The organism is Flavobacterium pallidum (genome assembly GCF_003097535.1).
In the GTDB taxonomy this organism is placed as follows: Bacteria; Bacteroidota; Bacteroidia; order Flavobacteriales; family Flavobacteriaceae; genus Flavobacterium; species Flavobacterium pallidum.
Window position 1 is genome coordinate 1,732,804 of record NZ_CP029187.1, and the last position, 21,885, is coordinate 1,754,688.

General features: G+C 42.6%; 21 protein-coding genes. All 21 read left to right on the forward strand.

The genetic code is table 11. The features are described 5' to 3' along the window. Positions 1 to 63: 63 nt before the first annotated feature. On the forward strand, positions 64 to 927 hold the full coding sequence (locus tag HYN49_RS06905; RefSeq protein WP_108903433.1) for an ABC transporter permease: 864 nt from the start codon (positions 64 to 66) through the stop codon (positions 925 to 927). Positions 928 to 952: 25 nt separating this feature from the next. Beyond that, positions 953 to 1,885 carry a GDP-L-fucose synthase family protein gene (locus HYN49_RS06910; protein WP_108903434.1) on the forward strand — a complete coding sequence of 311 codons (933 nt, stop codon included), beginning with the start codon at positions 953 to 955 and terminating at the stop codon, positions 1,883 to 1,885. Then, complete coding sequence (locus HYN49_RS06915) at positions 1,882 to 3,060, forward strand: DegT/DnrJ/EryC1/StrS family aminotransferase (RefSeq protein WP_245892290.1); 1,179 nt, start codon at positions 1,882 to 1,884, stop codon at positions 3,058 to 3,060. Before HYN49_RS06910 ends, HYN49_RS06915 begins: the two co-directional genes overlap by 4 nt. Positions 3,061 to 3,096: 36 nt before the next feature. Continuing rightward, a complete protein-coding gene (gene gmd, locus HYN49_RS06920) occupies positions 3,097 to 4,164 on the forward strand; it encodes a GDP-mannose 4,6-dehydratase (RefSeq protein WP_108903435.1) in 1,068 nt (355 codons plus the stop codon). Next, positions 4,157 to 5,455, forward strand: a complete 1,299-nt coding sequence (locus HYN49_RS06925) for an ABC transporter ATP-binding protein (RefSeq protein WP_108903436.1) — start codon at positions 4,157 to 4,159, stop codon at positions 5,453 to 5,455. Before gmd ends, HYN49_RS06925 begins: the two co-directional genes overlap by 8 nt. Beyond that, positions 5,452 to 6,534, forward strand: coding sequence for a DegT/DnrJ/EryC1/StrS family aminotransferase (locus HYN49_RS06930; protein ID WP_245892292.1), 1,083 nt, complete (start codon positions 5,452 to 5,454; stop codon positions 6,532 to 6,534). Before HYN49_RS06925 ends, HYN49_RS06930 begins: the two co-directional genes overlap by 4 nt. Further along, the gene (locus tag HYN49_RS06935; RefSeq protein WP_108903438.1) at positions 6,531 to 7,235 is read left to right on the forward strand and encodes a WbqC family protein; all 705 of its coding nucleotides are present in this window, start codon (positions 6,531 to 6,533) and stop codon (positions 7,233 to 7,235) included. Before HYN49_RS06930 ends, HYN49_RS06935 begins: the two co-directional genes overlap by 4 nt. Then, positions 7,235 to 7,915 (forward strand): acetyltransferase, encoded by a 681-nt coding sequence (locus HYN49_RS06940; protein WP_108903439.1) that lies wholly within the window; start codon positions 7,235 to 7,237, stop codon positions 7,913 to 7,915. The genes HYN49_RS06935 and HYN49_RS06940 overlap by 1 nt, the downstream gene beginning before the upstream one ends. Position 7,916: 1 nt before the next feature. Next, positions 7,917 to 8,846: a glycoside hydrolase family protein gene (locus tag HYN49_RS06945; RefSeq protein WP_108903440.1), complete on the forward strand. Its 930-nt coding sequence runs from the start codon at positions 7,917 to 7,919 to the stop codon at positions 8,844 to 8,846. Then, positions 8,843 to 9,775: a glycosyltransferase gene (locus tag HYN49_RS06950; protein WP_181369007.1), complete on the forward strand. Its 933-nt coding sequence runs from the start codon at positions 8,843 to 8,845 to the stop codon at positions 9,773 to 9,775. The genes HYN49_RS06945 and HYN49_RS06950 overlap by 4 nt, the downstream gene beginning before the upstream one ends. 3 nt (positions 9,776 to 9,778) lie before the next feature. Beyond that, positions 9,779 to 11,020 carry a glycosyltransferase gene (locus HYN49_RS06955; RefSeq protein ID WP_108903442.1) on the forward strand — a complete coding sequence of 414 codons (1,242 nt, stop codon included), beginning with the start codon at positions 9,779 to 9,781 and terminating at the stop codon, positions 11,018 to 11,020. A 21-nt stretch (positions 11,021 to 11,041) separates the two neighbouring features. After that, positions 11,042 to 12,088, forward strand: coding sequence for an NAD-dependent epimerase/dehydratase family protein (locus HYN49_RS06960; RefSeq protein ID WP_108903443.1), 1,047 nt, complete (start codon positions 11,042 to 11,044; stop codon positions 12,086 to 12,088). 5 nt (positions 12,089 to 12,093) lie between these two features. Next, positions 12,094 to 13,203 (forward strand): glycosyltransferase family protein, encoded by a 1,110-nt coding sequence (locus HYN49_RS06965; RefSeq protein WP_219928759.1) that lies wholly within the window; start codon positions 12,094 to 12,096, stop codon positions 13,201 to 13,203. 125 nt (positions 13,204 to 13,328) lie between these two features. Further along, positions 13,329 to 14,576 (forward strand): glycosyltransferase family protein, encoded by a 1,248-nt coding sequence (locus HYN49_RS06970; protein ID WP_108903445.1) that lies wholly within the window; start codon positions 13,329 to 13,331, stop codon positions 14,574 to 14,576. A gap of 5 nt (positions 14,577 to 14,581) precedes the next feature. Beyond that, on the forward strand, positions 14,582 to 15,493 hold the full coding sequence (locus HYN49_RS06975) for a glycosyltransferase family 2 protein (RefSeq protein ID WP_108903446.1): 912 nt from the start codon (positions 14,582 to 14,584) through the stop codon (positions 15,491 to 15,493). Between the two features lie 109 nt (positions 15,494 to 15,602). Continuing rightward, on the forward strand, positions 15,603 to 16,610 hold the full coding sequence (locus tag HYN49_RS06980) for an N-acetylneuraminate synthase family protein (RefSeq protein WP_108903447.1): 1,008 nt from the start codon (positions 15,603 to 15,605) through the stop codon (positions 16,608 to 16,610). Further along, on the forward strand, positions 16,603 to 17,760 hold the full coding sequence (neuC, locus tag HYN49_RS06985; protein WP_108903448.1) for a UDP-N-acetylglucosamine 2-epimerase: 1,158 nt from the start codon (positions 16,603 to 16,605) through the stop codon (positions 17,758 to 17,760). The genes HYN49_RS06980 and neuC overlap by 8 nt, the downstream gene beginning before the upstream one ends. Then, complete coding sequence (locus HYN49_RS06990; protein ID WP_108903449.1) at positions 17,760 to 18,464, forward strand: acylneuraminate cytidylyltransferase family protein; 705 nt, start codon at positions 17,760 to 17,762, stop codon at positions 18,462 to 18,464. Before neuC ends, HYN49_RS06990 begins: the two co-directional genes overlap by 1 nt. Further along, the gene (locus tag HYN49_RS06995) at positions 18,439 to 19,371 is read left to right on the forward strand and encodes an NAD(P)-dependent oxidoreductase (RefSeq protein WP_181369008.1); all 933 of its coding nucleotides are present in this window, start codon (positions 18,439 to 18,441) and stop codon (positions 19,369 to 19,371) included. Before HYN49_RS06990 ends, HYN49_RS06995 begins: the two co-directional genes overlap by 26 nt. 1 nt (position 19,372) lies before the next feature. Beyond that, the gene (asnB, locus tag HYN49_RS07000; protein ID WP_108903451.1) at positions 19,373 to 21,076 is read left to right on the forward strand and encodes an asparagine synthase (glutamine-hydrolyzing); all 1,704 of its coding nucleotides are present in this window, start codon (positions 19,373 to 19,375) and stop codon (positions 21,074 to 21,076) included. Positions 21,077 to 21,081: 5 nt separating this feature from the next. Further along, positions 21,082 to 21,867 carry a glycosyltransferase family 2 protein gene (locus HYN49_RS07005; RefSeq protein WP_108903452.1) on the forward strand — a complete coding sequence of 262 codons (786 nt, stop codon included), beginning with the start codon at positions 21,082 to 21,084 and terminating at the stop codon, positions 21,865 to 21,867. Positions 21,868 to 21,885 lie beyond the last annotated feature (18 nt).

Below are 21,885 nucleotides of genomic sequence, written 5' to 3' on the forward strand. Positions count from 1 at the left end.
TTAATTTGTGTATCCGCAATTATCCTTAAATGACTATATTTGGATTCTCGAAAAATAACCTGAATGGATCAAAAAAAGAGTGAAGACTGGCTTTTTGAAATAACACCTAAAAACAAATTCTTCAGCCTGCACTTAAAAGAAGTCTGGCAGTACAGGGATCTTTTGATGCTTTTTGTCAAGCGGGATATCATTACACTTTACAAGCAAACTATCTTAGGCCCGCTTTGGTATTTGATACAACCGCTCTTTACATCTGTAATTTTTACCATCATCTTTAATAATGTTGCAGGTATAGATACGGGCACAATACCCCCGTTTCTGTTTAACCTGACGAGTATTACCGCATGGAATTATTTTTCAGCATGCCTTACTTCAACTTCAGATACTTTTAAGGCAAATGCAGGACTTTTCGGCAAAGTATATTTTCCCAGGATCATCATGCCGTTATCCATAGTAATTTCTAACCTTTTGAAATTCGGACTGCAACTGGCCATTTTGATTTCTTTCTACATCTATTATATCTTTATGGGATTTGATATTTGCCCAAACAAAACCATTGTATTTTTCCCGGTATTGATAATTTTAATGGGCGTCCTTGGTTTGGGATTTGGCATGATGATTTCGTCAATGGTTACTAAATACAGGGATCTCACGTTTCTCGTTACATTCGGAGTACAATTATTAATGTATGTTTCGGCTGTAAACTATCCGATAGCACTTATAAGAAACAAAATGCCTGCTTTTTCATGGATTGTAGAGTGGAATCCCATGGCATTTATTATCGAGACGACAAGATATATGGTGTTGGATACGGGTAGTTTTTCATCGTCAGGATTTATTTATACGATTGCTTTTACTACAATAATATTCATTTTAGGCGTATTTATTTTCAACAGGGCTGAAAAAAGTTTTATCGACACTGTCTGATAAAGCCTATATTTAAAACTAAAAGATGATTGAAAAATCAGCTAAAATATTTATTACCGGACACTCAGGGATGTTGGGTTCAAAGACCTTACAGCGCTTCAAAGATACGGGGTATAAATCAATACTTACAGCCACGCACAGCGCGCTGGACTTAAAAGATCAGGCTTCCGTGAACCGGTTTTTTTTGGACAACAAGCCGGATTATGTGATCCATATTGCAGCTAAAGTGGGAGGTATCAATGCCAATATAAACCATCCGGCTTCCTTTTTATACGATAACCTGATGATGCAGGCAAACGTCATCCACGCAGCCTATAGTAACGGTGTGAAAAAGTTCGTATTCATTGCGAGTTCGTGTATCTATCCCAGAGAGTCACAACAACCCATGCGTGAGGAATACCTTCTTGATGGAAAACCCGAGCCAACGAACGAGGGATATGCCATCGCCAAAATTGCAGGGGTTAAACTACTGGAAAGCTATAAGAAACAATATGGCTTTAACGGCTTAAGCCTTATCCCCAGTAACCTCTATGGGCCCAACGATAGTTTTGACCTTGAGCATGCCCATGTACTGTCGTCTTTGGTGAAGCGGTTTTCTGATGCAAAAAAGCAAGGACAGAAATCAGTAACTTTATGGGGTTCAGGAATCGCACAAAGGGAATTTCTGCATACCAATGATTTTTCTGAAGCCATTTTGTATTTTTTCGAGAATGAGGTGCCTTATGACTACATCAACATAGGCCCGGGAACAGACATCAGTATAAAGGATCTTGCCAATCTGATTGCCGCCAAAACTGCGTACGATGGCGAAATTATCTGGGATAAATCAAAACCCGATGGCATGCTGCGCAAATGCATGGATGTGTCCAAAATGCGGAAGGAAGGATTCAACCCTAAAATCACACTTGAAGATGGTATTGACGAAGTAATTATGAATTATAAAAAGATACAGCCATGAGGATTCCATTAATGCGAAATGCCTTCATCAACGAAGCTGAAACAAAAAAGGCACTTGCAGCATTCATCCTGAATGCAGGACGTTTAAGCATGGATGTGGAATGTATGAAGTTTGAGGAAAAATTTGCTAACCATCAGCAATGCAGACACGCCATCCTTTTCAATAGCGGCGGCAGCGCGAACCTCGCATTAATGCAGGCATTAAAGAATCTGGGGAGATTAAAGGACAATGATAAAGTGGCTTTTTCAGCATTAACCTGGTCTACGAATACCATGCCGATTATCCAGATGGGCATGGTGCCGATCGCTTTGGATTGTGAACCGAAAACGCTCAACACGATGTCCAATCATCTTTTGGAACGGTTGGAAACAGATGATATCAAAGCTTTTTTTGCAACCAACATCCTTGGCTTTACCGGTGATATGGAGGAGATTAAGCGTATTTGTGAAGCACGGGACATCATCCTGATCGAAGACAACTGCGAATCCTTGGGAAGTGAAAGCTATGGGGTTAAAGCGGGGAATTTCGGGGTCGGAAGTACTTTTTCGTTTTTTGTGGCACACCATATGTCTACGATTGAAGGCGGTATGGTATGCACATCTGATGACGACCTGTCTGAAATGCTTCGAATCGTCAGGGCAAATGGATGGGACAGGAATCTTTCTGCAGAACAGCAACAAAAATGGCGGTCAAAATTCAATATTGAATCTGAATTTCAGGCAAAATACACCTTTTATGATCTTGGATTTAATTTTCGCCCCACCGAGATTACCGGCTTTTTAGGGCAATATCAAATGGAATTCCTCGAAGAAAATATCAATAGGCGGGAAATGAATTACCTGCGTATTGAGAAAGTGGTACAAAGGAACCCTGATTTTATTCCATTGGATCACAGTCATATTGAAAGACTTTCGACATTCGCATTTCCATTTGTATGCAAAACGCCTGAACTTCGGGATTTTTACCTTGAAAAGTTCAGCGAGGGCGGCGTGGAGATAAGGCCGATGATTGCAGGAAATATGCAGGAGCAGCCCTTCTATAAAAAATATACGGATAGGCTTTTTGAATTGCCCGGAGCAGATATGATGCATTCAAATGGTTTCTATTGCGGAAATTATCCCGAACTTACCGACGAAGATTTAGAATTTATAGAAAGCCTTCTTGCCAACCGATAACATAAAAAGCAAGTAAAAAATCAAATCATCTGCAAAATGAAAAAAGCCTTGATCACAGGAATTACCGGACAGGACGGAGCATATCTGGCCGAACTATTATTGGCCAAAGGCTATGAAGTACACGGAATCAAAAGGCGGGCATCGTCATTTAACACACAACGGATTGATCACCTGTTTCAGGATCTTCACGAAGACAATGTAAAGTTCATACTGCATTATGGTGACTTATCAGATGCTACCAATTTAATACGAATCATACAGGATGTCCAGCCGGACGAGATTTATAACCTCGGCGCGATGTCGCACGTTAAGGTGAGTTTCGATACTCCGGAATATGTCGCAAATGTTGATGGCACCGGTGCGTTGAGGCTTTTGGAAGCGGTCCGGATTTTAGGTTTGACAAAGAAAACGAAAGTCTATCAGGCATCAACATCTGAATTATACGGGAAAGTACAGGAAGTGCCTCAAAATGAAAACACCCCTTTTTATCCGAGATCTCCCTACGGTGTTGCAAAACTTTATGCTTACTGGATTACGGTAAACTACAGGGAGGCTTATGGTATGTTTGCCTGCAACGGCATTTTATTCAATCATGAATCTCCCCTGAGGGGCGAAACTTTTGTCACCAGGAAAATTACCATGGCTACCGCAAAAATCGCTTTGGGCAAGCAGGATATCTTATATGTTGGCAACCTCAATGCACAAAGGGACTGGGGCCATGCAAAAGATTACGTTGAAGCAATGTGGCGTATGCTGCAACAGGAAAAGCCACAGGATTTTGTAATCGCAACAGGGATCACGACTCCGGTCAGGGAATTCGTCAAGATGTCTTTTGAGCAATGTGGCATCACATTGGAATTTGAAGGCGAAAATGAAAATGAAACCGGTATAGTGGCGTCATGCCATAATCCGTTGTATCAATTGGAAACAGGAAAAACCGTCGTGAAAATTGATCCGGATTATTTCCGCCCAACCGAAGTAGACCTGCTGATTGGAGATGCCTCAAAAGCAAAAGCGGTTCTGGATTGGACACCAAAGTACAATCTGAATCAAATTATTACTGAAATGGTCGCATCAGATTTAAAATTGTTCTCAGATGATTAAAGATCAAATTTCAAAGCCCTCAGAAACCCAAACCATCCTTAAAGTTGAAGACGTATCCAAGCAATACAGGTTAGGTGAGGTTGGAACCGGTACGATCAGCCATGACCTCAACCGCTGGTGGCATAAAGTCAGGGGCAAAGAAGACCCGTTTTTGAAAATCGGTGACGTCAATGACAGGAGCAGTATGGGCGGAAGCGATTATGTGTGGGCATTGAAAGACATCAATTTTGAAGTCAATAAGGGGGAAGTACTCGGGATCATCGGGAAAAACGGCGCGGGAAAATCAACCCTTTTAAAGATTTTATCCAAAGTGACTTCACCCACCACGGGAACTATAAAATTTAATGGCAGGATTGCTTCCTTATTGGAAGTGGGCACAGGGTTTCATCCCGAACTTACCGGCCGGGAAAATATATTCCTGAACGGTGCCATTTTAGGAATGACGAAAAAGGAGATCAAATCTAAAATCAGTGAAATCGTAGCGTTCAGCGGGTGCCAAAGATACGTCGACACTCCCGTAAAACGCTACAGCAGCGGTATGACGGTGCGGTTGGCTTTCGCAGTGGCGGCTTTTCTGGAACCTGACATCCTGATCATTGATGAGGTCCTTGCGGTAGGCGATGCCGAATTTCAGAAAAAAGCGCTCGGCAAGATGCAGGATATTTCTAGAGGCGAAGGCAGGACGGTTTTATTTGTAAGCCACAATATGGCGGCAGTCAAGAGCCTTTGCAACAGGGGAATTGTAATCGAAAATGGCAAAATAGTGTTTAATGCCCCGATTGATAATGCGATAAGTTATTATCTGAAAGGGAACAGTGCGGTAATCAACAGCAAACAGTTTGGTGCCAAATATTCAAACGCTGTTTTTGCACTCCATGAAATCAGCCTGAAAAATGCAGGAATGTCGGTGCTGGACCCGATTGACGAAAGCCTGCCAATAGAGCTGCTTACAAATATTGATATACACGACGCTGAACCACATCGCTATATCGTGACTTACCATCTTTATAATGAAATAGGCGAAGCGATGTTTTCATTTACCAATGCGCAAAGCGATGCGGCCTTGGCTTCTGGGAACAATCGTTTGTGCTGTGTTTTTCCCGCTGATTTTTTTCAATCGGGACAGTATTTCCTCTCCCTTTTCATTGTAAAAGACAAAAGAGAAGCAGTTTTTGTTGAAAATGACATCGTTTCTTTTATTGTCGTGGACGGCAGCAGGGACGTGGGTGTATATATGGGCAGGGAACCGGGTTATGTAAAGCCCCAATTTAAATGGCAGAACCTAAGATGAAGATAAACGTTACGAAGACTTTCTTACCGCCGATTGAGGAATACCAGTCCCAATTGCAAAGGGCGTGGAAAAACGAATGGCTTACAAATCGCGGCGAATTGGTTTTAGAACTTGAAGCGAACCTAAAAAACCACCTCAAAGTTTCCAATATAATATTGATGAATAATGGCACCATTCCATTACAGATTGCCTTAAAGCTTTTGGGGAAAAATGGAGAAATCATCACTACGCCGTTTTCGTATGTAGCGACAACCTCCGCAATTGTCTGGGAAAACTGTACGCCGGTGTTTGTAGATATACATCCGGAATACCTCACTATTGACGAAAATAAAATTAAGGATGCGATTACCGATAAGACCACCGCGATCCTTGCGACACATGTTTTTGGGAATCCCTGCCATCTCGAGGCGATTGAAGCCATTGCACGTGAACATCACCTTGCAGTCATTTACGATGCAGCGCACTGCTTCGGTGTAACCTACAAAGGAAAATCTGTTTTTGATTATGGAACGGCCAGCAGCTGCAGCTTCCACGCTACAAAGTTGTTCCATACCGGGGAAGGCGGCGCTGTGTTTTGCAATGACGAACAGTTGTTCGATAAATTTTACCAAAGCCATAATTTCGGGCATAAAACAGCGCTTGATTTTCACGGGCTCGGCATCAACGGAAAGATGTCAGAATTACAGGCTGCGTTAGGCCTGGCGGTTTTGCCTTACATGACGCACATCACAGAGGGCCGTAAAAAAGCAGTGACGTTCTATAACGAGCATCTTGATTTTACATTGCTGCAGCGAATGAAGATCAGGGAATTTACGGAGTGGAACTACAGCTATTACCCTGTCATTTTTCAGGATGAAGCGCAATTACTTAAAATCGAATCGGCATTGGTAAAAGAGGATGTCATCCCACGGAGGTATTTTTACCCATCGCTCAATAATTTGCCTTATTGTAAGAACAGTCCGATGCCGAATTCTGAAAGCGTCTCCTCAAGTATCCTGTGTTTGCCCTTATATGCTGATATGCCGTTAACGGATCTGGAAAGAATTGCACATATCGTAAATACAAACCTGAGCGTATGAAAATTGCGGTAATGCAGCCTTATATATTTCCGTATGTGACTTATTTCCAGCTTATCAGGGCCGTCGATAAATTTGTATTGTATGATGATGTGAATTTTATAAAGCAGGGATGGATCAACAGGAATAACGTTCTTATTAATAATGCGCCGTACTTATTTACTGTTCCTTTAAAGCACCAAAGTTCGTTTGCCAAGATCAATGAAACCATGATCAACGAGTCGCTTTACCCGCTGTGGAAACATAAATTCCTCCGGTCGTTGGAGCAGAATTATAAGAAAGCACCCTGTTTTCACGAAGTTTTATCGTTGGTTAAAATCATATTGGAAACGAATCCTGACACAATTGCTTCCTTGGCCTGCGAAAGTATCCTGCGCGTCTCGGAATACCTCAATATAGAAACGGTTTTTGTACATTCGTATTCAAATTACGGGAATGATTTTTTAAAAGGCGAAGAAAGGGTTCTCGATATCTGCACACAGGAAAACGCTACAGATTACCTGAACCTGCCCGGCGGAATGGCATTGTATTCCAGTGAGCATTTCATGGAGCGGAATATTAATTTGAAGTTTGTGAAATCAGGGAATATTGCCTATTCCCAGCAACGGGATACATTCACGCCAAATCTTTCCATAATTGACATCCTGATGTATAATGAAATTGATGACGTAAACCGGATCCTAAATAATTATGAGTTAATCTGATGGAAAAAATTATAATTTTTGGCGTAAGCCAGCTTGCGAGCCTCGCACATTTTTACTTTGAGCACGATTCTCCCCATGAGGTTGTTGCTTTTACGCTGGATAAAGAGTACATCACCGAAAATGAATTCAGGGGCCTTCCCGTAATAGCATTTGACGAAATTGAGGGGCTGTATCCGCCATCACAATACAAAATGTTTTTACCCATCAGTTTCAAACAGATGAATTTCCTTCGCAAACGGAAATATGAGCAAGCCAAACAAAAAGGTTACCAGTGCGTGAGTTATATTTCTTCAAAAGCAACGACTTGGCCCGATCTCGATGTAGGGGAGAACTGCTTCATTTTTGAAGACAATACCATACAGCCGTTTGTGAAAATCGGCAATAATTGTGTGCTTTGGAGCGGCAATCATATAGGGCACCACACTGAAATCAGGGACCATGTATTTATCACTTCCCAGGTCGTAATTTCGGGTTGCTGCATTATTGAGGAAAACGCTTTTTTCGGCGTTAACGCAACGATACGCGATGAAACCACAATTGGTAAAGGCACACTGGTGGGCATGGGCGCAAACATTACTAAAGACACGCCCGAATATAGCATATGGATTGGTGCAAAGTCGGCTATGCGTGAAGATAAAAGTATCGATATAGACAGTATTTCCCATAAAACCAAAGGATGATATGTGGTTGAAAAGAGGCGTAGTGATGCATGTGGATAACGACAATGAATGGATGGTGTCTCATGCCTGTGTTCCTACAGCCATTCAGATTAATCCTGAAACAATCAGGGTTTATTATGCTCCCCGGAACCAATCCGGAAAAAGTATTCCGACCTATTTTGACGTAAGCAGCAAGGACCCTTCGAAATTGCTTTACAAACACGACAAAGCCATCCTGGACTTAGGTGCGCTCGGGACATTTGATGACGATGGCATCATGCCCTGCTCGGCAGTACGCATTTCTGAAAACTGTATTTACCTGTATTATGTGGGCTGGAATCCAAGCGTTTCAGTGCCATACAGGAATGCCATCGGATTGGCCATAAGCCACGACAATGGAGACACGTTTACCAAAGCTTTTCAGGGAGCCATAGTAGAGCGCAATAGGAATGAACCTTTTTTTACGGCTTCGCCATTCGTATTAAAAGAAGATAATGTATGGCATTTATGGTACGCCTCAAGTACGGGATTTGTAATTGTTGACGATAAACCTGAACCCTTATACGAAATCAAGTATGCTTTTTCTCATGACGGTATAGATTGGAACCGCCCAAATATTACATGTATAGCGCCTTCGAAACAATATGAATGTACGGCCAGGCCCACTGTGATTAAGGAAGATGGTGTGTACAAGATGTGGTTCACTTACAGAGGTTCAGTGGACTACAGAGGCGGAAAGGAAAGCTACAGGATTGGGTATGCAGAATCAAAGGACGCCGTACATTGGGAAAGAATGGATTCGCGGGCAGGAATTGGCCTGTCTGAGGAAGGCTGGGATGCTGCAATGCAGACGTACCCTTCTGTGATCAATGTGGGCAGTAAGAAATATTTGTTCTATAATGGCAACGGATTCGGGAAAACCGGAATAGGATTAGCAGAATGGATCGTATGAGACCAAAAGTAAGCTGCCATATCATTACATATAACCAGAAAGATTACATTTCTAAATGCATTGATTCGGTATTGATGCAGGAAAGGGATTTTTCAATTGAGATTGTCATCGGAGATGACAATTCAAGCGATGGTACCAGGGAAATTCTCCTTCATTACCAAAAACAGTATCCTGACCTAATAAGGTTAAACCTGCGGGAACGCAGAGGTGGAGGCATACCCGGAAAGGAAAATTTCCTCACCACCCTTACCATGTGCACAGGCGAATACATTGCCCTTTGCGACGGGGACGATTACTGGTCTGATCCTGCAAAGCTCCGTAAGCAGGTTGCATTTTTGGATACAAATCCTGACTATGTCCTTCATTCGGGAAATGCCATTTATCTGGCCGAAAATAATCCTGAAGCCGACGGCAGGAAATTGCACGACGAATCCTCCGACCAAACAGTTTATTTTGAAGATTTCCTTTCTAAAAATAACCTCATTACCTGCACAGTGATGTTTCGCAATATCCCGTTGCAATATCCTGAAATTTTCATGAACCTGACCTTTGGGGATTGGTTTACTTATGTAATGCTTTTAAAAGAATCCGGGCTGAGGGCCTACAAATCAGCACAGGTGCTTTCCACCTACAGGTTATTGCAAAACAGTGTCATGACCAGCCTTAGCCAGGCAAATTACTTTAAAAAGCACATATTGCAGATTAAGGCGATCCATCAGTATACCGGAAGGCCTCTTGCCCCAAAAGAAAAAGAAAAGCTTAATGATTATTATTACAGCTGCTTTAAAGTCCTGATGGAAGAAAAAAAAATTTCCACGGCGATATTGTCCCTGGCCGACAACATAAAAACGGTACGTTTTAGCTTTCCATACAGGCAATATGCCGGATATCTTAAACTGAGACTGTTTTCAAAATCACCATTAACCTGAATCATGAAAGTAGTACACATATGCACCAACTATAAAGGCGGGGCAGGGAAGGCTGCATTCAGGATGCACAATGCGCTTTTGGCTGCAAACATTGATTCGGTTTTTATGTCTTTTGGTGAAAAACCACTTACGGACATTAACGGGAACCATACCATATTGCTCAACCCACACCATACATTATGGACCCGTTTAGTGTCGAAAATCAGGAAGAAATCCGGATGGTATCATCCTTTTGAAAAACAATTGCGCAGCCTGAGGCATGAGTTGGAATATACAATGGTGTCATTACCCGTAAAAGGAATTTCCCTAAATCATATTAAGGAAATAAAGGAAGCCGATATCATTCATCTTCACGCAGTCCAGAACCTGATCGATTACGGACGGTTTTTCAAAAACCTGAAAAAACCGTTGGCCTGGACCTTACATGACATTAATCCCATTGCCGGGATGTTTCATCTTCGCACGGATGAAGCCCATAATCGTTTAAAGGCCGGCATACTCGATGAAGAAGTACGCAGGTATAAATCAGGAATACTCAGGGATTTACAAAATGCAGCCATCGTCGCACCTTCCCAATGGCTTTGTGACGAGGTGGAAAAAAGGAACGTTTTTGGAAGTATTTCCCTGTATGAGATACCAAATGCTGTTCCGGAAATTTATTTCAGGCGCCAGGACCGGACCCGTTTAAAGCAACAATATAAATTAAATCAATCCCACACCCACATCTTATATGTAGTTTCAGATTTTGCGGATAAAAACAAAGGGCTTGATCTTTTAATTAATGCCTTACAATCGATTGATACATCAGACATATGCTTACTACTGGTAGGTAGCGGAGACAGGGCTGTATTTGAAACATTCAGATTTTTTGATTTCGGATATATCAATGATGATGAAGAAATGGCAAATATTTATAATTTAGCCGATATTTTTGTTTTGCCAAGCCGCGACGAAAACCTTCCTAATGTGCTTTTAGAATCATTGGCCTGCGGAACTCCTGTGGTTTCGTTCCCTGTCGGAGGAATGCAGCAGTATATCAAAAATGGAATTAACGGAGAAACTGCTGAAGAGATTAGCGGTAGCGCTTTAGCAAAAGCATTGACAAAGGCTGTCCAGAACATCCATCTTTTCCAAAGGGAAGCCATAAAAAGGCAGGCGCATGTCAACTTCAATACTGAAAAACACGCAGAAAGCTACATTAACGTATACAAAAAGTTACAGGAAAATCATCACCGTAACCCATAAAAACAGCCGAATTCGGATACTATGAAAATATTAGTTACAGGTTCCAGTGGTCTTATAGGCAGCGAAGTAGTCAGCTATTTTGCCGCGCTCGACAATAACATGATCGGCATTGACAATAATATGCGCGCCGATTTTTTCGGGGCAGGAGGTGATACAAGATGGAACCAGCAGCGATTGCTGAACCAGTTTAAAAACTTCAGGCATTTCGAAATCGATATCCGCGACAGGCAGCAGGTTTTGCAGTTTATCGAAAAACACAAACCCGATGTCATTGTACACACTGCGGCCCAGCCCAGCCATGACCTTGCCGCTTCCAGGCCCTTTGACGATTTTGATGTAAATGCTACCGGAACGCTGAACCTGCTGGAAGCCTGCCGTCGTTTTACACCGGAATCTCCTTTCATTCATTTGTCAACCAACAAGGTATATGGTGATGCGCCAAACAACATCAGACTGAAGGAACTTGAATTGCGTTGGGAATATGATGACGCGGCTTTCAGCAATGGGATCAGCGAAAATTTCACCATTGATCAAAGCAAGCATTCCCTTTTTGGCGCATCAAAACTTTCCGGCGATGTGATGGTGCAGGAATACGGAAGGTATTTCGGGATGAATACCACCTGCCTTCGCGGGGGCTGCCTAACCGGGCCAAACCATTCCGGTGTGGAGCTTCACGGTTTTCTGAGCTACCTGATAAAGACCAACCTCGAAGAAAAAGTATACAAGGTCTTCGGATATAAAGGGAAACAGGTCCGGGACAATATCCATTCTTATGATGTGGCTTCCTTTATTGAACAGTTCATAAAAAAACCGCGATCGGGTGAAGTGTATAATATAGGCGGAGGCAAATCAAATTCCATTTCGATTCTGGAAGCTTTCAGCCTGATCTCGTCAATATCCGGTAAAGAAATGAAATATGAATATGTAGAAGAACACCGCTCCGGCGACCACATCTGTTACTATTCGGATTTGTCGAAAATACAAAGCCATTACCCCGATTGGAAACTAACGAAAAACCTTTCCATGGTTTTTGAAGAGATTACCGAAAACTGGCATAAAAGGTTGTGAAGAAGGTGAAAAGGATTTTAATTTTGGCCGAATACCTTCCTTCCGGAGGCTGGGGTGGTGGCGTGATCATGCGCAGCCTTACCAGAAACCCGCCTGAAGGGATTAAATTCCTCTGGACACTTCCGTCAGCAAAAAAAATAAATGAAGAAAGCTACAACGGAATTGATATTCTTGATTTCAGGGCCGGTTTTTTCAGAGGCCGTGCATTTTCAGATTATTTACTTCACATGGAGTCGGTATTGTTTGCATGGCGTTTCCGTAAGTTCCTTCAACAGCATGAAGTAGACAAATTGTGGGCCGTCGTCCCGACATCCTATCCACAATGCTACCGCCTGTCGGTGTTAATGCAATACGTCAATATTCCAATCCATGTTTCTGTCCATGATGATCCGGTTGTCGAAACCGCTCCGTCGAAAAAACAAAAAGCCAGGCATATTTTAGGCACGATTTTAAAAAAAGCGGCTTCCATTGATGTTATTTCCTCACGGATGAAAATGGAATATGAACAACAGTTTGATGTCAAACCATTTGTCATTACACGCACCATTCCCGAAGATTTTCCGAAAAATGAAGCAATGCAAGACGCAAAAATCAACATACTTATGGGCGGATATGGCAATGCTGCTGCGCCATGGCCCATGCCTTTGATTGATTCAGTCGCACAATTGAATGATATAAACGAGGCGAACCTGGTGCTTTTTGATCCCAAATTAAAGAAGTTTGAATCTGATACTGTAAAAGTATTCGACCATATTAACGAAACGGAATTCAATACCATCCTTAAAACCACTACACTCGGATATGCCTGTGACGACCTTGATGCGGAACGGCTGCATTTTGCCCAGATGTCATTGCCTACCAAAGTCATTACCTATATCGGCGCGCGGATCCCTTTTTTGTACCACGGCCCGGCAGACTCTACAGTAGGCGATTTGCTGAAGCAATACAAGGCAGGCGTTGTGGTGTCTTCAAATGATCCGGACGAATTGTACTCCGGATTTATGGAACTGCTGGCACATTACAACGACTATCAGCAACAATGTGATTTGGCTGTTGAGGATTGTTTTTCGGAAAAGAAAATACTCAAAAATATCCATGAAACTTTGTTGAAATGATACCTAATGCAACCAGGGCATTTGCTTTAAATTATAATATATTTGTTTGAAGGCTTTCAGTTTAAGCTTTCTCTGTTTTTGCATCCCATGCTGATAAAAGATTATAAATTATTTAAACCCACCGGTTGAATTCGATCAGGAAAATATTAATTGTAACAGACTCCATTGATATTGAGGACAGTAGCGGCTCCAAGGCGAATGTGGCATTGATCCATAACCTCGCCGCTGCCGGTTACGATATTGAAGTTTACCATTACACTTTAAGGGAGATTTCGCTTAAAGATGTGAAAACACATGCGATTAAAGAAATAAAATACAGCCCGTTGTATTTCTTAAGCCGCATCCAGCGTGTGCTGAGCCGCAGGTTCAACATTGAAATGTCGCATTTCCTGCAAGGTATTTTCGGATTTTCCTTTACTTTTTTTAATGATGCCCATAGTATTGTAAAAGCACTTAAAAACAATAAATTTGACCCTGATCTGGTCATGACACTTAGCAAAGGTTCGAGTTTCAGGCCGCATTATGCACTGTTGGAATTACCCGGATTCCATAACAAATGGATGGCTTACGTGCATGATCCTTTCCCATTTCACTTTTACCCAAGGCCCTACAATTGGATTGAAAGCAGTTACAGGCAAAAAGAAAATTTCTTCAGGGAAGTTTCTGAAAAAGCCAGGTATAGCGCTTTCCCAAGCCTGTTGCTCATGGAGTGGATGGGCAGTTATTTCGAGAATTTCCTGAAGACCGGAATCCTCATTCCCCATCAAAATGCCGATTATGAGGTTAAAGATATTGCGTTCCCGCATTATTTTGACGAAACAAAATTCAATTTATTACACGCAGGCAACTTAATGAAGCAACGGTCTCCGGAAGGATTGCTGAAGGGTTTTGTGAAGTTTCTTGAAAACAATCCGGACGTCCGACCCGATTCACGCTTATTGCTGATAGGCGCTGCCGATTATCATCTGGAAATGCTGGAAAATTATAAGAAATTTGAGCCGGAGATTTATTTAAAAACGTCAGGACTTGCTTTTGACACGGTATTTAACCTGCAAAAGAATGCAGATGTCAATATCATTTTAGAATCAAAATCCGAAATCAGCCCCTTTCTCCCGGCGAAGTTCCCGCACTGTGTTTCTGCAAACAAAATCATACTGTCCCTTGCACCATATTACAGCGAAACAAGGCGTCTATTGGGACATGATTACCCCTTCTGGTCTGAAGCCGATGATGTGGAAAAGATTGCCGGGCTCATAGAAAAGCTTTATATGGCCTGGAAGTATGACAAGCAAAACCTGTTGCTTAACAGGAATGACCTTAAGGAATATTTGTCCGCAGATTATCTGAGGACGGCAATTGAAAAACTCCGGTAATAGCGATGGGCCAACCAGTTTTTGCAATCTTGATTTCTACCAAAAACAGACGCGACGAGCTCGCCGTTACACTGCAACGCCTTTCTGGAATAGTAAATCGGGATACCGAAGTAGTGGTTTATGATGACGGTTCAGATGATGGGACATTCGAATATGTCAAAACGAATTTTCCATCGGTATTGCTGCTAAGGAATGAAAAGTCTCAAGGCTATTTATACTGCAGAAACAAAATGTTGAATAATACGCTTGCGGAATTTGCCATTTCATTAGACGATGATGCGAATATCCTTTCCGATTATCCGCTTGAAGAAATAAAGAATTATTTTTTCGATCATCCGAAATGCGGGCTTATCGCGATGCGGATATTCTGGGGAAGCACCGAGCCGGTTTTTAAAACATCAGATGAAAAGCCGGAAAGAGTGAAGGGTTTTGTTGGCTGTGGCCACGCCTGGCGTATGGAGAGCTGGAACAAGATCCCTGATTATCCCGAATGGTTTGTGTTTTACGGAGAGGAAGACTTCGCGGCATATGAGCTTTTCAGAAAAAACATGGAAGTGCATTACCTTCCTGCAGTTCTGGTACACCACAGGGTTGACGTCAGGGGAAGGAAAATCCAGAAAGATTATACACGCCGCCTCCGTCATTCTTTGAGGTCGGGCTGGTATTTGTTTTTTTTGTTTTATCCGTTAAAAAAGATCCCGGGCATTTTTACATATTCTATTTGGATGCAGCTAAAAAAAGTGTTCAAAGGGGATTTCAAAGCATTGAAAGCACTTACGCAGGCATCCATCGATTTGTTGCTTGCAGTCCCAAGAATAGTAAGGCAACGAAACGGGTTAACCTCAAAAGAATATGAAAGGTACCGGCAATTGGCAGATACGAAGATATATTGGGCGCCGGAAATGAAAGCGAAATAATAAAACTGCTTCCGGATATTATGGCAAATCACTTTGGTTTTTTTGCAAAAAAAATATTTCAAACCATATAAGTAGTATTTTTGAGACGATTAATTTGCCCTTTTTGAAAATGCAGTTCCCTTATATTATAGCAGAAGTTGGCCAGGCTCATGACGGTAGCCTGGGTCAGGTGTATGCCTACATCGATGCGCTGGCGGCCACCGGTATTGATGCTGTAAAATTCCAGATGCATATCGCTGAGGCTGAAAGCAGCGAATTTGAACCCTTTCGCGTAAAATTTTCCCACCAGGATGCTACCCGGTTTGACTACTGGAAAAGAATGGAATTTACACTGGAACAATGGAAAGGCATCAAAAAGCATTGTGATGCCGCCGGACTGGAATTCCTGTGCTCCCCATTCAGCAACCTGGCTGTCGACTGGCTCGAACAGATTGGCGTTGAAAAATACAAGATAGGATCAGGCGAAGTGACGAATTTCCTGATGCTTGAAAAAATAGCACGAACTGGAAAACCGGTTATTTTATCTTCCGGGATGAGCAGTTACACCGAGTTGGATTCGGCTGTAAATTTCCTAAAAAGCCGGAATGTGGATTTCTCCATACTGCAATGTACGACGTCTTATCCTACATTACCTGAACAATTTGGATTAAATGTTATTTCTGAATTGAAAGCAAGATATGGTGTAAAAGTCGGATATTCAGACCATTCGTCAACAATTGAAACTTGTATCGCCGCTACAGCCTTAGGGGCAGAAATCCTGGAATTCCATGTTGTTTTTGACCGGAATCAGTTTGGGCCGGATGCTAAATCGTCACTTACAATTCCTGAAATTGCATTGTTGGTAAAATCGGTCAGGAATATCAAATCAGCCTTGCACAATCCGGTAGATAAGCAAGACAATACCGGGTTTCATGCCATAAAACAGATATTTGAAAAATCGCTCGCAATAAACAAGCCATTGCCTAGGGGCCATGTCATTTCTTTCGAAGACCTTGAGGCCAAAAAACCCAGGGGATACGGGATTGACGCTGCAGATTTTCAAAATGTCATTGGAAAAAAATTGGCTTCCGATAAGACGCAATGGAGTTTCTTAAACAAAGAAGATTTGTATGAATAAAAGAAAAATTGCCGTTGTGATTACCGCGAGGCCTTCCTACAGCAGGGTAAAAACGGTCTTAAGGGCAATCCAGGAGCACCCCGGATTAGAACTGCAGTTGATTGTTGCTGCCTCGGCTTTATTGGACCGTTATGGGTCGGCAGTGAATTATATTGAAAAAGACGGGTTTGCCATCGCGGCTAAAGTCTTCAATGTTTTAGAAGGCGAAAACCTCACGGCCGCTGCCAAAACCACCGGAATCGGGATTTTAGAACTTTCAACCGTTTTTGATAACCTTGCCCCGGATATTGTAGTGACCGTTGCCGACCGGTTCGAGACCATGGCAACAGCCGTCTCCGCATCTTATATGAATATTCCGCTGGCGCACATCCAGGGCGGAGAAGTCACCGGAAATATTGATGAGAAAGTCCGACATGCCATTACAAAGCTGGCCGACTATCACTTTACAGCTTCAGATAAAGCCCGGGAACGGGTCGTGAAATTAGGAGAAAACCCAGATTTCGTGTTCAATACCGGTTGTCCTTCTATAGACATTGCTTCTGAAATTAAAAGTTTGTCCGCATTGAATTTTGATCCTTACGAAAAATACGGTGGCGTGGGTGCGAAGCCGGATCTTTCCAATGGCTATCTTGTAGTCATGCAGCACCCTGTTACTACGGAATATAAGGATTCGAGGAAACATATCGGGGAAACCCTGGCCGCAATTGCCGCACTGGATATCCCGACACTGTGGTTTTGGCCCAATGTTGATGCCGGTGCTGACGGAACCTCTACAGGAATCAGGAGTTTCAGGGAATCAAACAGGCTGGGGCACGTCCATTTTTTTAAGAATATGGAAGGTGACGATTTCCTGGTGTTGTTGAATAATTCACTTGGATTGATCGGAAATTCGAGCGTAGGGATCAGGGAGTGCGCCTATCTGGGAGTGCCTGTGATCAATATCGGTTCGCGCCAGAACAAAAGGGACCGGGGCAATAATGTCATTGATGTAGATTATGACAGGGATGAGATAGCTACATCAATCCATAAGATGATTAAGTCGCATCATCCCCAACCATCACAGGTCTATGGCGGGGGAAATGCCGGGAAAGAAATAGCAGGATTACTCGCTACATTAGAGCTTCGTTTCCACAAAACCATTACCTATTAATGAAAACGCTTGCAGTGATACCGGCTAGGGGAGGGTCAAAGGGGCTGCCAGGGAAAAACCTCAAATTACTTGGAGGAATTCCGCTGATTGCACATGCAGTTTTGTGTGCTAAAGGATCGTCGAAAATAAGCCGGATCATTGTGACTACGGATTGCGATCAAATTACTCAGGCCGCTGAAAAATCCGGAGCAGAAGTCATTAAAAGGCCTGCAGAACTCGCTTCGGATGAAAGCAATGTTGTCAGTGCAGTGGAGCACGTGTTGCAGGAAATAGGTGAGGAATTTGACACCATTGTGCTTTTACAGCCCACTTCGCCCTTGCGCTTATCTTCAGATCTGGATGCCATATTATCCCTTTTGGAAAATAATCCGGATACAGACGGCGCAGTCAGTGTGATTCAGGTTGATGATACGCACCCCGCCAGGATGTATACTGTGAATCCGTCTCATGAACTGATTCCTTACATCCAAAATCAGGAAACTGCCCGACGCCAGGATCTGGAACCTGTTTATCTCAGGAATGGCTGCTTTTATGCCGTAAGGACCGACGCTTTTCTAAGGGAAAAATCTTTTATGGTGAAAAAAAAGATGCCCTACACCATGAATGCCGAGTGGCTCGCAAACGTAGATAATGCCAGGGATTTTAAAATTACTGAGATTTTATATGAAGCATGGAAAGATGAAAATACTCATTACGGAATCTGAAAATTTCAGTGCTGAAGCGCTTAGGATACTTAGCGAAAAATTTGAAGTGCATCAAAAAGACCTGCATACTGTTGCTGCGCTTGGAGAATGTATTGCAGACTACGACGTACTTTTTATAAGGCTTCGGTTTAAAATTGATAAGGCCATTTTGAGCAAAGCTCCAAAACTTCGGTTTATACTTACCGCTACCACAGGCCTTGACCATGTAGATACTGATTTTTTTGAAGCCAATGGCGGAACCATAATCTCATTAAAAGGGCAATCAGATTTTTTGAATACCATTCCTTCCACTGCAGAACATACCTGGGCGCTTTTGATGGCCTTGATTAAAAGAATACCATCTTCTTTCAATGATGTGAAGACCGGAAACTGGAACCGTGATGCCTTCAAAGGCCACAACCTCAAAGGCATGAAGTTGGGGATTTTAGGATTAGGGCGCGTAGGGAGCCAGGTAGCAAATTATGCAAATGCCTTCGGGATGGCAGTTTCTTATTATGATTTGGCCGTGAAAAGCTGTACTGTTAACAGTTTCAAGGATCCGGAACTCCTTTTTTCCTGGGCTGATGCAGTTTGCATCCACATTCCCGGCGATGTGAAAAACCAATTATACCTGAATCATAAATTATTGGCTTGCTGCAAACCCGGAGCAATATTGGTTAATACGTCGAGGGGAAATGTATGGGATGAAAACGAAGTGGCCCGTTTGCTTACAGCAGGGCACCTCTCCGGTGTGGCAACGGATGTTTTGAGTGATGAGTATAGTCGGATAAACCTGAATCCGTTGGTGAAACTGGCGATCGACAATCAGAATATTATCATTACCCCGCATATTGCAGGAGCTACTTTTGAATCCATGCAGATGACCGAAAATTTTATTGCTGAAAATTTCATAAAACAATTATCATAGTATGTGCGGGATCACAGGCATAGTGGGAACTTCGGCAAACTCAGGATTAATTGGCGTCATGCTGGCTGCACAACAACACCGGGGACCGGATTTTACGGGCAGCCATAACATCGAAAATGAAATCAGCCTTGGCCACAACAGGCTCAGTATTATAGATTTATCAGCTGAAGCAAATCAGCCATTCATAAGCGGCTGCGGTAATTTTATAATGGTCTTTAATGGTGAGATCTACAATTACATCGAACTAAGGGAATTGCTTCCGGAATATGACTTCAAGACGAATTCGGATACGGAAGTTTTGATGGCTGCCTTCATCAAATGGGGAAGTGCCTGCCTTGATAAACTCAATGGCATGTTCAGTTTTGCCATCTGGGATAAGGAAGCGAAAAAGCTTTTTGCCGCCAGGGACCGCTTTGGCGTTAAGCCGTTTTATTACAGCCATTTCAACGATTCTTTCTTTTTTTCATCAGAAATAAAAACCCTTCACGCTGCCGGAATTCCTGCAATCCCGAATAAGGCTGTTTGGGCTTCCTATTTTGCATATGGTTCTTATGGTGATACCGATGAATCATTCTGGACGGGTGTACGCCAACTTCCCGGCGGCCATTTCCTAAGCTATGATAACGGCGCATTGCAGGTTGAAAAATGGTACGATTTTGAAAAAGCCATCGAAAGCCAGCCAAGAAACCTGAGTTTTGAACAAGCCGAAAAGCGATACGCCATGCTGCTTAAAGACAGCATCCGCTTGCGGTTCAGGGCTGATGTCCCCGTCGGATTCAATATCAGTGGCGGACTTGACAGCTCCGTGTTGCTTGCGATGGTACAACTCGAACAGGGAAATGACAATATCAGGGCTTATACGTTTTATACCGGTGATTCCCGTTACGATGAATTGCCGTGGGTTGAAGGTATGATCGCATTAACCGGGAATCCATTGGTTAAAGAAAAACTCTCTGCTTCAGAAGTTCCTGCCCTTGCGGATAAGATTCATTATTTTCAGGATGAACCTTACGGCGGGATACCTACATTGGCGTATTCCAAATTATTTGAAAAGGCACGTGCAGACGGCACCATCGTCCTGCTTGACGGACAGGGAATGGACGAGCAATGGGCGGGTTATGATTATTATACGAAAGACAATGACCATACCATCCAGGCTACAGATAATCCGTTCAGGCAACATATGCTTGCTGATGATTTTCTGCAAATGGCAAAAAAACCAAACTATCCGCAACCCTTTCCGGATGAGGTGCAAAATAAGCAATACCGCGACCTGTTTTATACCAAGCTTCCGCGGGCTTTAAGATTTAATGACAGGGTGTCGATGGCATACGGGACAGAACTCCGGGAACCGTTCCTCGATTATCGCCTTGTCGAACTCGCTTTCGCCCTTCCGTTGGAATATAAAATAAAAGACGGGATTTCAAAATACATGCTGCGCGAAATCGCATCAGCATATTTAGATGCAAATCTTGTTTTCGCACCGAAAAGGCCTTTACAGACCCCGCAACGCGAATGGCTTGCGGAGGATTTGATAAGTTGGGTAAGCGATAATTTTAAGGATATTGAAAACTCGGAATTTGCGACGTGGTTTGATGTTCCCCAATTGCAGAATGAACTTCAGTTATATCGTGACGGCCATATCCAGTCTGCGTTCCATATCTGGCAATGCCTCAGTCTTAGTGGTTTATTAATCAAAAAATAATAGCAATGGTATCAATAGTAATCAGGAATAAGAACGAAGCAAAGGCACTGGAGAATACCTTGTCAATCCTCACTAAAATATATTCAGAGGATATAGCCGAAATCATTCTCGTGGATAACCGTTCTACAGATGATAGTGTTGCGATTGCGGAGAAGTTCAATTGCAGGATTATTTATATCGATAATTTTACGTATGGGCGTGCCATTAATTACGGAATAGAAGCTGCCGCCTCCAAATATATTTTACTGTTGAGCTCGCATTCCATCCCGATAGGGAAGCATTTCTTTAAAAATGCGGTTGCGGCTATTTCAGCTTCTGAAAATTATGCCGGTGTAAGATTTATTAATGGTATCGACAATTATAATTGGGCTATCAGGAATGGCTTTAAGACAAAAGATCCGGTAAATTTCGGATTATTGGCAGCCTGCTGTATTGTAAATAAACAAGTTTGGGAAACGTATAAATTTGATGAAACACTGCTCGCTGTGGAAGACAAGGAATGGTCGGAAAGGGTGATGAAAGCCGGTTTTGAGATTCTCGATATCAACGAAACTTTCTTTTATTTCATTAACCGCGGGCACAAAGCATGGCTTAAGAAATACAAGATTGAAACCATTGCATCCTCATTATTGTACGGTAAAAATTTTGCTTCGAAGCCAAGGATTATAGCTTCTTTTTTTAAAAAAATCCTCATAGGATGTACCGTAAAATATTTCCGTTCACTCACCGCTGAATACCAGGCGCTCAAAACAAATCTTGAAATTAATAAAGCCATAAATAAGAAAAGGTAACGAGTTTAAAGCGGCTTT

Excerpts from the sequence above, each read along its gene's own strand:
- HYN49_RS06935 (WP_108903438.1), top strand. The coding sequence starts at position 6,531 with ATGAAAATTGCGGTAATGCAGCCTTATATATTTCCGTATGTGACTTAT.
- HYN49_RS06915 (WP_245892290.1), top strand. The coding sequence starts at position 1,882 with ATGAGGATTCCATTAATGCGAAATGCCTTCATCAACGAAGCTGAAACA.
- HYN49_RS06910 (WP_108903434.1), top strand. The coding sequence starts at position 953 with ATGATTGAAAAATCAGCTAAAATATTTATTACCGGACACTCAGGGATG.
- HYN49_RS07005 (WP_108903452.1), top strand. The coding sequence starts at position 21,082 with ATGGTATCAATAGTAATCAGGAATAAGAACGAAGCAAAGGCACTGGAG.
- HYN49_RS06955 (WP_108903442.1), top strand. The coding sequence starts at position 9,779 with ATGAAAGTAGTACACATATGCACCAACTATAAAGGCGGGGCAGGGAAG.
- HYN49_RS06940 (WP_108903439.1), top strand. The coding sequence starts at position 7,235 with ATGGAAAAAATTATAATTTTTGGCGTAAGCCAGCTTGCGAGCCTCGCA.
- HYN49_RS06905 (WP_108903433.1), top strand. The coding sequence starts at position 64 with ATGGATCAAAAAAAGAGTGAAGACTGGCTTTTTGAAATAACACCTAAA.
- HYN49_RS06975 (WP_108903446.1), top strand. The coding sequence starts at position 14,582 with ATGGGCCAACCAGTTTTTGCAATCTTGATTTCTACCAAAAACAGACGC.
- HYN49_RS06925 (WP_108903436.1), top strand. The coding sequence starts at position 4,157 with ATGATTAAAGATCAAATTTCAAAGCCCTCAGAAACCCAAACCATCCTT.
- neuC (WP_108903448.1), top strand. The coding sequence starts at position 16,603 with ATGAATAAAAGAAAAATTGCCGTTGTGATTACCGCGAGGCCTTCCTAC.
- HYN49_RS06995 (WP_181369008.1), top strand. The coding sequence starts at position 18,439 with ATGAAAATACTCATTACGGAATCTGAAAATTTCAGTGCTGAAGCGCTT.
- HYN49_RS06980 (WP_108903447.1), top strand. The coding sequence starts at position 15,603 with ATGCAGTTCCCTTATATTATAGCAGAAGTTGGCCAGGCTCATGACGGT.
- HYN49_RS06990 (WP_108903449.1), top strand. The coding sequence starts at position 17,760 with ATGAAAACGCTTGCAGTGATACCGGCTAGGGGAGGGTCAAAGGGGCTG.
- HYN49_RS06960 (WP_108903443.1), top strand. The coding sequence starts at position 11,042 with ATGAAAATATTAGTTACAGGTTCCAGTGGTCTTATAGGCAGCGAAGTA.
- HYN49_RS06950 (WP_181369007.1), top strand. The coding sequence starts at position 8,843 with ATGAGACCAAAAGTAAGCTGCCATATCATTACATATAACCAGAAAGAT.
- HYN49_RS06945 (WP_108903440.1), top strand. The coding sequence starts at position 7,917 with ATGTGGTTGAAAAGAGGCGTAGTGATGCATGTGGATAACGACAATGAA.
- gmd (WP_108903435.1), top strand. The coding sequence starts at position 3,097 with ATGAAAAAAGCCTTGATCACAGGAATTACCGGACAGGACGGAGCATAT.
- HYN49_RS06930 (WP_245892292.1), top strand. The coding sequence starts at position 5,452 with ATGAAGATAAACGTTACGAAGACTTTCTTACCGCCGATTGAGGAATAC.
- asnB (WP_108903451.1), top strand. The coding sequence starts at position 19,373 with ATGTGCGGGATCACAGGCATAGTGGGAACTTCGGCAAACTCAGGATTA.